The sequence below is a fragment of the Macrococcus sp. S115 genome (assembly GCF_030067655.1).
GTDB lineage: Bacteria > Bacillota > Bacilli > Staphylococcales > Staphylococcaceae > Macrococcoides > Macrococcoides psychrotolerans.
Window position 1 is genome coordinate 110,816 of the sequence record NZ_JASJES010000002.1, and the last position, 13,271, is coordinate 124,086.

The window sequence follows — 13,271 nt, forward strand, 5'->3', positions numbered from 1 at the left end:
CCCATCCTATTTAGAAGCGGGTGATCGGAATCGAACCGACAACATCAGCTTGGAAGGCTGAGGTTTTACCACTAAACTACACCCGCATATATCAACTTTGTAAGATAATAATACAAAAATTATTTTACAAAGTAAAGGATTAATTTTACATTATCGATATAAAATTAATCCTCCCACGTGATATATCCCTTTTTCTTAAAGTACGCTAAAAACTTACGCTCCATCATACGGTTCACTCTCGTTTTCCATTCGTCGTTTGCTTTGACCGGGACGACCATAATAGAGTAGAATCCATTTGAGTTGGCAGCTAGAACATCCGTCATCATCTGATCACCGATAACAACTGTTTCTGCCGGTTTCACATTCATCGCCTTTACAGCCTTCTTAAATGCTTGTCCCATTGGTTTACGTGCTCCAAAGATATAATCAACTTCAAGTGGTGTTGCAAACGTTGCTACACGTGCTTGATTGTTATTCGACACAATCGTCACTTGAATGCCTGCTTCACGCATACCATTGAACCATTCAATCACTTCAGGCGTAGCAAGTTCAACATCCCAGCCGACTAACGTATTATCGAGATCAGTTATTATTGCCTTTACACCTCTGCCTGTTAATTCTTCCGGCGTAATTTCAAATACTGACTTTGCATACTTGCTTGGTAACAAATATTTTTTAAATATTCCCATGATACACCTCTTATATTTATTACATTTATGATACCCACTATTCCTTCTGTAAAACAAAAGAGCGAACCAAACGATTGATTCGCTCTGTACAACTTATTCGATTTCTTGATTTGGAGCGTAATCTACTTCAGTTCCATTATAGATTACAAAACCGATAATAGAAGTTGCAATCACTGCTAATGCCATAATAAATATCATATATAAGCCCCCTAGCTTATTATAATGTCTCTAATAATGATTTTACAATGTTAGAACTTGATACGCAAGCTACTTTTAAAAATTGCTCGAAACTCATCTCAGCTTCACCATTTGCTAAATCACTTACAGCGCGCGTAATGATGAATGGTGTATTAAACTGATAACACGTCTGTGCAACTGCCGCTGCTTCCATCTCAACAGCCATTGCGTCAGGAAACTTCTCTAATATCGATGCTTTCATCTCAGCTGAGCCGATAAAGCTATCTCCTGAAACGATTAAACCCGTTTGTGCAGTATAGTTATGTTTGGATATCGCACGTTTAGTTTTATCTATTAGCATGTCATCTGCTTTATAAGTTTCAGGCATCATCGGCACCTGACCTTGTGCATACCCAAATGCAGTTGCATCTACATCATGATGCAGAACATCTGTACTCACTAATACATCTCCAACCGTAAGTCCTGAACCTAAACCACCTGCACTACCTGTATTGATAATATAGTCTGGTTTAAAATTAGAAATCAGTAAAGTTGTACAAATGGCTGCATTCACTTTACCGATACCGCTTTGCATCAGAACAACTTCCTTGCCCAAAAGTAAGCCTCTATAAATTTCAACATGTGCAATTTTTTCAGTCGTTAAGTTTTGTATTTCACTTTTTAAAATTGCAACCTCTTCTTCCATCGCACCAATAATACCAATCATAATTTTCCTCCACATAAAAGGTTCAAAGGACACCTGCTCAACCTTTTCAACATTTATTTAGCTAATTTCAACAATTTTTACTCGCATTTCATTACCGTTTGGAAGCGGCACGTTCACTTCATCGCCAACTTTTTTACCAAGTAACGCTTTAGCAATTGGCGATTCATTAGAAATCTTACCTTCAAATGGATCAGCTTCTGCGCTACCGACAATCTTATATGATTCTTCTTCATTTCCAGGTACTTCTGCAAATGTTACAGTTCGACCGATTTGTACCTCTGACTTTGAACCGTCATCTTCAATGATTACAGCATGACGTAACATCATTTCGATTTTTGTAATTTCCTGTTCAACGAAACCCTGCTCATCCTTTGCTGCATCATACTCAGAGTTCTCAGACAAATCACCGAAGCTACGCGCAACCTTAATTTTTTCTACAACTTCAGGACGACGTACTGTCTTCAAATGTTCTAATTCAACTTCTAATTTGTCAAAACCTTCTTGTGTCATTGGGTACTCTTTTTGCATTTCCATAAATAATCCTTCTTTCCTAATTCTAAACTTGAATTAATGATTGTATTTTTGTTGTCATTATATCGATTGCAACTGAATTACTTCCACCTTCTGGAATGATAATATCAGCATATTTCTTGGTTGGCTCGATAAACTGATTATGCATCGGTCTTACCACCGTCAAATACTGATCGATAACAGATTCCATCGTGCGTCCGCGATCTTTAATATCTCTGACGATACGACGCAGTATTCTTAGATCGGCATCGGTATCTACATAGATCTTCACATCCATGAGGTCACGAAGATCGCTATTTTCCAGTGCAAAAATGCCTTCTACTATAATAACATCTTTTGGTTCAAATGTAATCGTTTTCTCACTTCTTGTATGATTTGAATAATCATATGTCGGAACTTCTACCGTCTTACCATTACGCAAATCTTTCAAGTTTTGAATGAGCAGTTCATTATCAAACGCAAAAGGATGATCATAGTTTGTTTTTAGACGTTCTTCAAAGGTGAGATGATCCTGATTTTTGTAATAGTAATCCTGCTCAATGAGAGCAACACTATATCCTTCTAGATTCTTTAATATCTTAGATGTCACGGAAGTTTTACCTGAACCTGATCCTCCCGCAATGCCGATAATCGTCGTTTTGCTCATCAGTTCAGTTCCTTCCTCATCATATTCATCGGATAGACCGGATGATCTACTTTAATTTGTACAATTTGTAACGGGTGGCGGGCAGCATCTAATACATTGCCCTCTTCATCGACAATTTCAGTTACAACTTGTCTGAAATTTTCAATTTCCGGACCGAAAAATTCAATTTCCTGACCTGGTTTAAAGTTATTACGTTGCTGAATGGTCGCAATTTGAGTTGTTTCATCATAATCTAGTACTAAACCACAGAAATCATACGGTGTTTTCTTAGATTGCTCGTGTCCAAACATCTGCTCTTCAAATCCTGGTACACCTTCAAAGAAAGCAGAGGCTGTATCACGGTTCGCACATTTATCAAGCTCGACTAACCATTCTGGATCAATCTTAAAGTTTTCCGGGTCATTGACATAAGCATCAATGACCTTACGATAAACGGATACAACCGTTGCAATATAATGGATTGATTTCATACGTCCTTCAATTTTAAGTGAGTCAACACCGATATCAATCATCTTCGGAATGCTTTCAATAAGCTTCAAGTCTTTTGGACTCATTGCAAATGGTGTTACGTTATCTCCTTCATAAGCTACATCCAGTTCACCATCATTAACTGTAATAAGATCATAATCCCAGCGACAGCTCTGACAACAGCCACCACGGTTTGAGTCTCGTGCTGTCATATGGTTACTTAATGTACAGCGCCCAGAATATGCAATACACATTGCACCATGAATAAACGCTTCAATCTCGATGTCTATTTTCTCTTTCATTTCTTTTATTTCTTCTGCGCTAGTCTCACGTGCTAATACAACACGCTCTAACCCTTCAGATTTCCAGTACTCAACGGCTTTAACATTCGATAATGATTGCTGTGTTGATAAATGGATTTCTAATTTCGGTGCGACGCGCTTACACGTCTCAATAATTAACGGGTCTGCAACGATAATACCTGTTGCCCCAGCCCCTTCTAACTTCTGTAAATATTCTTCTAATCCAGGCATGTTCTCGTCATGAGCAATAATATTTGTTGTTATATATATTTTTGCACCATATCGGTTGGCAAATTCAACGCCTTCTTTGATTTCTTCTATTGTAAAGTTATCAGCATTAGAGCGCAGACCATACTCCTGTCCACCTAAAAAGACAGCGTCGGCACCGTAATGTACTGCTATTTTTAACTTTTCAAGGTTTCCAGCAGGCGCTAATAATTCCGGCTTTTTAATTTTTGGTTGCTGATTGATGATTTCCATTTCAGTTTTCATATTATCATTCCTTAATTTCCATATTAGTAAACAGTTTGTTTAAATAAGAATCCTTGATCAAGTGGACGATGTTCAGGCTGGATTTCTTCAATCATATCGATTAAATCAAACTTCGCATCATCATATAGATCAGGGTCTTCGTTAAATAGATCGATTGCCTGACGGTAAGCTCTCGTTACTGTCGTAATATAATCTTCACTATGCAATACACCGTCAATCTTAAAGCTATCGATATCTGCTTCAAGCAGCTCTTCTAATTCTTCGATGACGCAAATATCGTTTGGACTCATAATATGCGTTCCATTACTATCTTCAAAGATTGGATATTTATTATTACGCTCTTCATCATATAACAGCATGCTATCAGCTTGTGCTCTATTCTCTATCTTCATTACTTTATCTTGATACATAAAGTAGTTCCCGAGTAAATTACGTTTTGACTGGAACATACATGTCATTCCATGCACCTGCACTTCTATCTCAACATTCGCATGCGTTTTAATATTCATTACTTCTTCTAATGAGAGTTCGCGTGCTAGCACTGCGCGATTCGCGCCACGCTCACCCCAGTAATTGCATTGGAAATAATTAGTTACGAGCGTCTCTTGATTCCACTGTAATGGAATCGTATTTCCAAGTTCGCGTGCATACATGACAATCGCCGGATCACCGAAACTAATCGCATCAATGTCTAATGTATGCAGATACTTCATATAATCTTCAACATCATCTAAATGTTCATTATGAAATAATCCATTAACTGCTACATACACCTTCTTGCCATGTGCATGAATTTTCTCAGCAGCAAGTCTTACTTCTTCTCTATTAAATTCACCGGCAAGTCTTAATCCAAACTTTGACTCACCTATTAAAAATGCATCAGCACCCGCTTCAATTAATGCATCTATATGTAATAACGATTTTGGTGTTACTAATAATTCTGTCATTGTGTTCTCCTTTATTTCTTAATTGATATGCTCATGCCATCGCCGATATCAAGAAAGTTTGTATCATAATCCGGGTGTTCACTTAACCACGTATTATATTTTTCAATTTTACGTACCATCTGTTTTACATTTCTACTGCGTACAATTTCAATATTACCAACAAAATCATGATATAAAATGTTGTCCGTAATAATTAATCCCCCTCGTCTTACGAGTGGACTGTACAGTTCAAAAAACTTCATCGACTGTGCTTTTGCGGCATCGATAAACAATATATCATACTGTCTATCATTTACATCATGAAATGCTTCAAGTGCATCTTTGTATATCGGTCTAATCTGCTTCGTGTTAAACGTCTCAAAATTTAACAACGCTGTTTGATACATTGTTTCATTACGTTCGATCGTCGTAACATGAATCGCATCATCTACAGAAGCAAAATGCAAAGCACTATATCCAATTGCTGTACCTATTTCAAGAATAGATTGCGCTTTATGAATTCGAATCAACTGTTTAACAAATTCTACAGAAATCTTATCCATAATTGGCACTTCATTATCAATTGCATATTGAATTAACGTATCAATATCATTTACTGGATTTAAATTACTGATATATGTTGCTTCTTTAATCATCTAAACAATCCTTTAACGAAAAAATTACCAACCACACGGCTGGTAGTAGAAAATTTATTTTCAAAGTATTGTATCACATTTTAGTAGAAAATGTAATAGGTAATTCATTAACAAACGTTATGTATATAATTAAAATCCGGTCAATGACGAAAAGTCACCACCCGGATTTTAATTATTAATTTTCAACACTATCAATATGTTTATCTTTTTTCTCTAAATGTTCATCTAATGTTTTAGAGAAATAGTTTTTCCCGTCTTTATCTGCTAAGAAGTATAAATAATCCGTTTTCGCCGGGTTTAATACACTTTCCATAGACGCAGTACCGCTCGTTGCAATCGGTCCAGGTGGTAATCCTGTGTGAATGTACGTATTATAAGGGGAGTCCACTTTTAAGTCTGCTTCATAAGTTACTGCTTTATGCTTTCCAAGTGCATATAGTACAGTTGGATCTGTCTGCAGAGGCATTTCTGGATTTTCACCCATACGATTAATAAATACTGATGCAATTTTCGCACGGTCTGTTAATCCTGTCGCTTCACGCTCCACAAGAGAACTGAATGTTAAAAATTCATGGAAAGTAAGTTTCCTTTCTTTGCCTGCTTCAGTAATAATAATACCGCCATACTTATCCCATAAAGGAAAGGCATTATGCTCCATGGCAGTAAGCATCTTGTCAACAACTTGTTCAACCGTTGGGTTCTCTTCAGTAAAATCATACGTAGCCGGGAATAAATAACCTTCTAGAGGGGACTTGATATCTTTAGCTAATACTTCATCTGTAACTAACTTCGGATGCTTCTGCATCATCTTTTTAACAAAAGTTTTATCATTTACAGTCTTCATAAATTCTTCCTTAGAGATATCCGTCTTCTTAGATACGATATCAGCAATTTGATCCATCGTCATCCCTTCAGGCACATTCATCTTGAATAGTACAGGTAGATATACTTCACCTTTTTGTAAGCTCTTTGCGATTTGATCATAAGTCATTGAGGGTGAGAATTCATAATTCCCTGCCTGGAAGTTAGAAATATTATTAAACTTTAAATAATATTTGAACATCTTACTATTCTTAATGATTTTCTTTTTCTCTAACTTTTCTCCAATCATCGTTGCCGTTTCACCCGGAAGCACTTCAACTTTCGTTACCGTCTTATTTCCTGGATCCAGTGGCTTTTGACTTGCATTAAAATATATAAAGCCTGCAATACCTAATACAACAGCGCCTAATAAAATAATACCAATGATAATAGAAGAAAGAAGTTTAGAGAACGTCTTTGAATCTCTAATTTCTTTGTTCCTGTTTGTCATCACAGTCTCCTTCTATTATTCTCCGTCAAAGTTCGTATTTACAACTTCTTCAATCATATCCCACTCTTCATCTGTTTCAACTGGTAGTAATTTACCACCTTCACCGTCTTCACTAGGCTCATTAATCATAGGAATTAATTCAATTTCTTCTTCCTCATCTGCGCCTTCTTCAGCTAAGATAATGTATGTCTTCTCAAATTCAGGGTGATAGAATTCTAATAGTTTACGGTATAATACTTCGTTACCTTCTTCATCAAATAATGTTAATAGCTCTTCTTCGTTATTAATATCTAATGTTCCTTGGTTTAATTCATTGTTTTCTGTCATGTTTATCATCCTTTTCTATTTAGAGTTAAGATAACCTTGCAGTATAAATACTGCTGCCATCTTGTCGATTACTTGCTTACGTTTCTTACGTGATACATCGGCTTCAAGCAAACTACGCTCAGCACCAACTGTAGAAAGTCGCTCATCCCACATGATGATATCAAGTTCAGGACAACTTGACTTTAACATTTCACTAAAGTGCAGTGATGCCTCTCCACTTGGACCAATCGTGTTATTCATATTTTTAGGGAGTCCGATTACCGCCGTAGTTACATTATTTGTTTCTATTATTTCTTTAAGTGCTTCAATTCCATAATCTTCATTCGCTTCATCGATACGGAGTGTTGTTAAACCTTGAGCAGTCCATCCCATAGCATCACTAAGAGCGACACCTATAGTCTTTGAGCCGACGTCTAGTCCTATTGATTTATGCATTGGTTTTCTCTGAATTGATATAACTTGATACAAGTTGTTCCATAATTTCGTCACGGTCTAATCTGCGAATTTGATTACGTGCATCATTATGTCTAGGAATATAGGCTGGATCACCCGATAATAAATAGCCAACAATCTGATTAATCGGGTTATATCCGCGCTCTTCCAGCGTATTGTAGACATTTAATAATACGGTGCGAACTTCTTCTTTGGGTAAGTCTTCGATGTTAAATTTCATCGTCTTGTCAAATTCCACTTGAAACACTCCTTTTAGTATGACCTGATACACATTCATCATACTATAGATAACATTTTAATTACAATTGATTAATGTAACTATTAACGAATTGTAATGCTTTCGTAACGTCTTTAGGGTTCGGCGCTCCGCCTTGAGCTGAATCTGGGCGTCCGCCACCTTTACCTTCAGTTTCCTGTGCCACTGCTTTAATTAAGTCTCCTGCTTTAACTTTATCCGTTAAAGCCTTAGGAACGCTCGCCATGTAGCTTAATTTATCTGTTGCAGCGACTAGGAAGATGACTGCATCTTGTACTTTCGATTTATAGTCATCCATAAGTTCTCGTAACATTTTAGCGTCTTGTACTTCTACTTCAGTACTTAACACTTTTATGCCATTGATTTCTTTAATATTATCTGAGATATCACCCATCTTTAAAGCAGAAATTTCTTTATTCAACTGAATAATTTGTTTTTCTTGCTCTTTCATCACTGAAGTTATCTCATTTACTTTTTCAGTTAACTGTTCTTTAGCTTTTACTTTTACAACTGGCAGTAACGTATCTACTGTATCCACAAACTCAGATAAGTAATTAAATGCTGCTTTACTTGTAACAGCTTCAATACGGCGAACACCTGCGCCTGTTCCAGATTCGGATACAATCTTGAACAATCCAATTTCACCTGTATTACGGACATGGACACCACCACATAGTTCGATAGAATAATCACTCATTTCAACAACACGTACAATGTCCCCATACTTTTCACCGAACAATGCCATCGCACCTTTTGTCTTTGCTTCATTAATCGGCATCTCGTTGATTTCCACATGTATGTTCTGCCAAATTTTTTCATTAACAATTTGTTCAACTTTTGCAATTTCTTCTTTTGTAACAGGTCCGAAGTGCGAGAAGTCAAAACGTAAACGCTCAGGCGTAACTAAAGATCCTGCCTGATTAACGTGTGTGCCTAACACATCTTTTAAGGCTTGATGCATTAAATGTGTTGCACTGTGGTTTTTAATGACGAATGTTCTGAATTCTGCATTCACCGCTGCTTTCACTGCAGATTTCGTTACTTTACCAAAACGCACTGTACCTGTGTGTAAGTTTTGACCGTTCGGTGCTTTCGTAACCTCTGTCACTTCAATTTCAAAACCTTCACCTGTAACAATACCATTATCTGCAACTTGTCCACCACTTACAGCATAAAATGGCGTTTCTGCCATGACGAACTGCACATCAGAACGGTCGTCTGCTTCTTCTACTTCAACACCATCCTGTAATAATGCAGTAATGACAGTATCCGTCGTTAATGTATCGTAACCGACAAACTTACTGTCAACTTTAATATTCGATAACACCTCATTTTGTACTTGCATACTTTGTGTCTTCTGACGTGCTTCGCGGGCACGTGTACGCTGGGCTTCCATCGCCACTTCAAAACCTTCATGATCAACTTTCACGCCCGCCTCTTCAGCAAGCTCTTCCGTTAATTCAACAGGGAAACCGAATGTATCATACAGTTTGAAGACATCTTCACCCTTTAAGACATTGTCAGAAGCTTTAGCACTATCTTTAAGTGCATTGAACTGCACTAAACCTTCTTCTAAAGTTTCATGGAAACGATCTTCTTCAGATTTCACGACTTTCTTGATAAAATTCTTATTCTTATCAACATCAGGATAATATGGTTTCATAATGCTAGCTACAATGTCAACAAGCTCGTACATGAACGGTTTATTAATATCAATCTTCTGTGCAAAACGCACCGCACGACGTAATAAACGACGTAACACATAGCCTCGACCTTCATTTGAAGGCAATGCACCATCTCCTATAGCAAAGCTTACCGTACGAATATGATCAGCGATGACTTTGAATGCAACATCATCTTCTTTATTATCGCGATATTTACGCCCTGAAATTTGTTCTGTTGCTTCGATAATCGGCATAAATAAATCTGTATCATAGTTTGTCGGAACATCTTGAGAAATAGACGCCATACGCTCTAATCCCATCCCAGTATCTATATTCTGCTTTGGAAGCGGAGAATACGTATGATCTGGATTATGATTGAATTCAGAAAATACTAAGTTCCATACTTCTAGATAACGCTCATTCTCTCCACCCGGATACATTTCTTCAGCTGGATCATCTTGACCATAGCTTTCTCCACGATCATAGAAGATTTCAGTATTTGGTCCACTTGGTCCTTCACCGATATCCCAGAAATTACCTTCAATACGTGTGATATGGTCATCTGTTAATCCGATATCATTGACCCATAAATCATATGCTTCTGTATCTTCCGGATGAATCGTTACATATAACTTTTTAGGTTCAATGGCCATCCATCGCTCGCTCGTTAAGAATTCCCATGCAAATTCAATCGCTTCTTTCTTAAAATAATCCCCAATCGAGAAGTTCCCGAGCATCTCAAAAAATGTATGATGACGTGCAGTGAATCCAACATTCTCAATATCATTCGTACGAATCGATTTTTGTGCGTTCGTAATTCTTGGATTACGTGGAATCACACGTCCATCGAAGTATTTCTTAAGGGTCGCAACACCCGAATTAATCCATAATAATGTATCGTCATCAATTGGCACTAATGGTGCTGACGGTTCAATCATATGACCTTTCTCTACAAAGAAATCTAAATACATCTGTCTTATTTCTGCAGCTGTTAAACGTTTCATCTTATCTTCTCCTCTAGTTAAAAAAATACACGCTCTCCCTAAAAAAGGGACGAACGTGTTCGCGGTACCACCCTAGTTATGACAAAGTCATCACTCATTCGTTATTCACTTACAACTATTAAAGTAGCTTCAGCAGACGTACATCATATCTCTCACCAGCCGATATGTCTCTATAAAAGTACGGTTTGCTTACTCACCTTTAAAGTATATTGAATTACATAAATTATAAAAAAATAAGCAGTAATCGTCAACTTATAAAATCATATGGTGTAATGCCTTCCATGTTGATCATCGGATCAACGAGATGCATATTGTCTTCTGTCATCTCACCAACATTGAATGGCAATATGTTTCCATCTGAATTAACATGCTGTGTATCATCCGCTTCATCTGTCTTAAAATATTCGATAAGGAACTGATAGAAGCTTGTAAACCTTGCGTTACCGATACGCTTTATCCCTTCATTAAAAGCCTGTATATCTCCACAAAAAATAAGTGATTGTTTCGCACGCGTTAATCCGGTATATAGTATATTCTTCTGCAGCATTCTGTAGTACTGATTGACAACCGGCATGATTACTATCGGAAATTCCGAACCTTGAGACTTATGAATAGAACAGCAGTATGCATGCGTAACTTCCATTAAATCTGCTTTCGTATACGTTACTTCACTACCATCATAGTCAACAATCACAACATCTTTGTTTAATGCATTCTCAGCTGCCATAAAGATGCCGATAACTTCTCCGATATCACCATTAAATACGTTATCTTCAGGTCGATTGACAAGCTGCAGAACCTTATCACCCGTTCTGAAACAAACATCTCCAAACTGCAGTTCACGCTTGTTTTCATCACTTGGATTCAATATTTCCTGCAGCACTTTGTTCAGCGCACGTATACCTGCTGGTCCTCTATATATCGGTACGAGTACTTGTATGTCACGCATATCATACCCTTTACTCACAGCACTACGCACAATTTTCTCAATCACATCTGGTATTTGATTGCTTGAGCACGGGATAAAGCTTCTATCGTTATAGCGTTTCGTAATATCAAATGGTTCATTACGCTTAATTTGGTGTGCAAGTTCAACGATTGATGAACCTTCCTGCTGCCTGTACACTTCGTTCAACTCAATCTGAGGCATAATTTGTGCATCTATCATATCCTTAAATACTTGCCCCGGACCGACCGATGGGAGCTGGTCCTGGTCACCGACAAATATAATCTGGGCATCGTTTGGTACAGCCTTCATCAATTGAAACATGAGCCACGTATCAACCATTGACATTTCATCAATAATGACCAGTTTCGCTGTAATTTCGGTTTCCAGCACATCGTCCGGTTTATTTTCTTTCGTCCATCCAATTAACCTGTGTATCGTCGTCGCTTCAAGTCCTGTCGATTCCTGAAGACGCTTCGATGCACGACCAGTTGGTGCTGCGACGACAATAGGATAGTCCTGTCCGTCGTAGTCATCATAATCGAGACTTAAGCCATGCAGCTCGGCATATAAATTCACAATACCACGCACTACCGTTGTCTTTCCTGTACCAGGACCCCCCGTTAGAATCATCAGCTTAGCGTTCATCGCCGTAACAAGTGCATCTTTCTGACGTTCTGCATAGCTGACTTCAAACAAGGTTTCCAGATCCCCAATTGCCATCAACACTTCTGACTGTTCGAATTGTTTCACCTGATCCTTATGATTCATTAATCGATGCAATATTTGTACAGCTTTTGTTTCAGAATAGAATAGACTCGGGATATAGATGTTCTTCTCATGTTCAACGAGCTTATGTTCCTCTGTCAGTTCAGTGAGTGCGATAACGAGACGATCAGGATTGACTTTACTGCCATTTTTCGTCAGTAGATTGAAGCTTGTTTCAAGTAATACCTGGTCTGGAATATATGTATGTCCATTCTGGTTAGAGGCTTGTTCTATCGTAAACACGAGCGCTGCTTTCAGACGTTCTGGGTGATTGTTATCGATACCGAGTTTCCCTGCCAGTTCATCCGCCTTATTAAATCCGATACCTTCAATATCCATCACGAGTTGATACGGGGATTCATTAATCACCTTTAGCGTATCGTCCTTATAGAACTGATAAATCTTCATCGCAAGCTGTGGCCCGAAACCAAATTCATTCAGTCGAATCATAATCTTCTCGATTGCCTGATTATCATGAATCGTACTATAGATTAATTCTTTCTTCTCATCTGATAACTTCGGCACCTGGTCAAGACTACTTTTATCATCAAGAATAATGTTCAGTGCATCTTCACCAAGTACTTCTACAATCGTTCTCGCTGTTTTCTTACCGACTCCTTTAAACAGATCACTTGATAGATAATGAATAATACCGTCACGCGACTGTGGCATATCCTTCTCGAATTTATCCGCCTGTAGCTGCTTTCCGTACTTCGGATGCGTTACAATCTTACCGGTAAAAGTATATGTATCACCTTCAGCAATTTGCGGAAGGTATCCTGTAATCGTAGCATCATCATCGAAATCTTCATTTGATTCAATCACTTCAGCTTTCAGCACAGTATAGAAATTATCATTGTTATAAAATAATATTCTCGTTATTGTCCCTTTTACAAAGGATTGCTCAAACAAAGTCATATTTTCCAA

At 37.7% G+C, this 13,271-nt stretch carries 13 protein-coding genes and 1 tRNA gene; all 14 read right to left on the reverse strand.

What is annotated here, in order from left to right; all coding sequences use genetic code 11:
• Positions 1–15: 15 nt before the first annotated feature.
• The 14 genes from QNJ52_RS03730 to recD2 all read right to left on the reverse strand — a co-directional run bounded on the left by QNJ52_RS03730 (position 16) and on the right by recD2 (position 13,271).
• Positions 16–86, reverse strand: a tRNA-Gly gene (locus QNJ52_RS03730).
• A gap of 78 nt (positions 87–164) precedes the next feature.
• Positions 165–689 carry a YqeG family HAD IIIA-type phosphatase gene (locus QNJ52_RS03735; protein WP_283721910.1) on the reverse strand — a complete coding sequence of 175 codons (525 nt, stop codon included), beginning with the start codon at positions 687–689 and terminating at the stop codon, positions 165–167.
• Between the two features lie 217 nt (positions 690–906).
• Complete coding sequence (gene mtnN / locus QNJ52_RS03740; RefSeq protein ID WP_219492254.1) at positions 907–1,593, reverse strand: 5'-methylthioadenosine/S-adenosylhomocysteine nucleosidase; 687 nt, start codon at positions 1,591–1,593, stop codon at positions 907–909.
• Between the two features lie 57 nt (positions 1,594–1,650).
• Positions 1,651–2,127 (reverse strand): transcription elongation factor GreA, encoded by a 477-nt coding sequence (greA, locus tag QNJ52_RS03745; protein WP_012657154.1) that lies wholly within the window; start codon positions 2,125–2,127, stop codon positions 1,651–1,653.
• A 22-nt stretch (positions 2,128–2,149) separates the two neighbouring features.
• Positions 2,150–2,770 carry a uridine kinase gene (gene udk / locus QNJ52_RS03750; RefSeq protein WP_219492257.1) on the reverse strand — a complete coding sequence of 207 codons (621 nt, stop codon included), beginning with the start codon at positions 2,768–2,770 and terminating at the stop codon, positions 2,150–2,152.
• Positions 2,770–4,032: a peptidase U32 family protein gene (locus tag QNJ52_RS03755; protein WP_219492260.1), complete on the reverse strand. Its 1,263-nt coding sequence runs from the start codon at positions 4,030–4,032 to the stop codon at positions 2,770–2,772. Before QNJ52_RS03755 ends, udk begins: the two co-directional genes overlap by 1 nt.
• Positions 4,033–4,055: 23 nt before the next feature.
• Entirely contained in the window at positions 4,056–4,979 is a 924-nt protein-coding gene (locus tag QNJ52_RS03760; protein WP_219492263.1) for a peptidase U32 family protein, read from the reverse strand.
• 11 nt (positions 4,980–4,990) lie between these two features.
• The gene (locus tag QNJ52_RS03765; protein WP_283721911.1) at positions 4,991–5,614 is read right to left on the reverse strand and encodes an O-methyltransferase; all 624 of its coding nucleotides are present in this window, start codon (positions 5,612–5,614) and stop codon (positions 4,991–4,993) included.
• Positions 5,615–5,789: 175 nt separating this feature from the next.
• Positions 5,790–6,926: an endolytic transglycosylase MltG gene (gene mltG, locus QNJ52_RS03770; protein ID WP_241427439.1), complete on the reverse strand. Its 1,137-nt coding sequence runs from the start codon at positions 6,924–6,926 to the stop codon at positions 5,790–5,792.
• A 15-nt stretch (positions 6,927–6,941) separates the two neighbouring features.
• Complete coding sequence (locus tag QNJ52_RS03775) at positions 6,942–7,253, reverse strand: DUF1292 domain-containing protein (RefSeq protein ID WP_099482913.1); 312 nt, start codon at positions 7,251–7,253, stop codon at positions 6,942–6,944.
• Positions 7,254–7,268: 15 nt separating this feature from the next.
• On the reverse strand, positions 7,269–7,688 hold the full coding sequence (ruvX, locus tag QNJ52_RS03780) for a Holliday junction resolvase RuvX (protein ID WP_219492272.1): 420 nt from the start codon (positions 7,686–7,688) through the stop codon (positions 7,269–7,271).
• Entirely contained in the window at positions 7,681–7,926 is a 246-nt protein-coding gene (locus QNJ52_RS03785; RefSeq protein WP_241427516.1) for an IreB family regulatory phosphoprotein, read from the reverse strand. Before QNJ52_RS03785 ends, ruvX begins: the two co-directional genes overlap by 8 nt.
• 79 nt (positions 7,927–8,005) lie before the next feature.
• Positions 8,006–10,630: an alanine--tRNA ligase gene (gene alaS, locus QNJ52_RS03790; protein ID WP_283721912.1), complete on the reverse strand. Its 2,625-nt coding sequence runs from the start codon at positions 10,628–10,630 to the stop codon at positions 8,006–8,008.
• 247 nt (positions 10,631–10,877) lie between these two features.
• Complete coding sequence (gene recD2, locus QNJ52_RS03795) at positions 10,878–13,271, reverse strand: SF1B family DNA helicase RecD2 (protein ID WP_283721913.1); 2,394 nt, start codon at positions 13,269–13,271, stop codon at positions 10,878–10,880.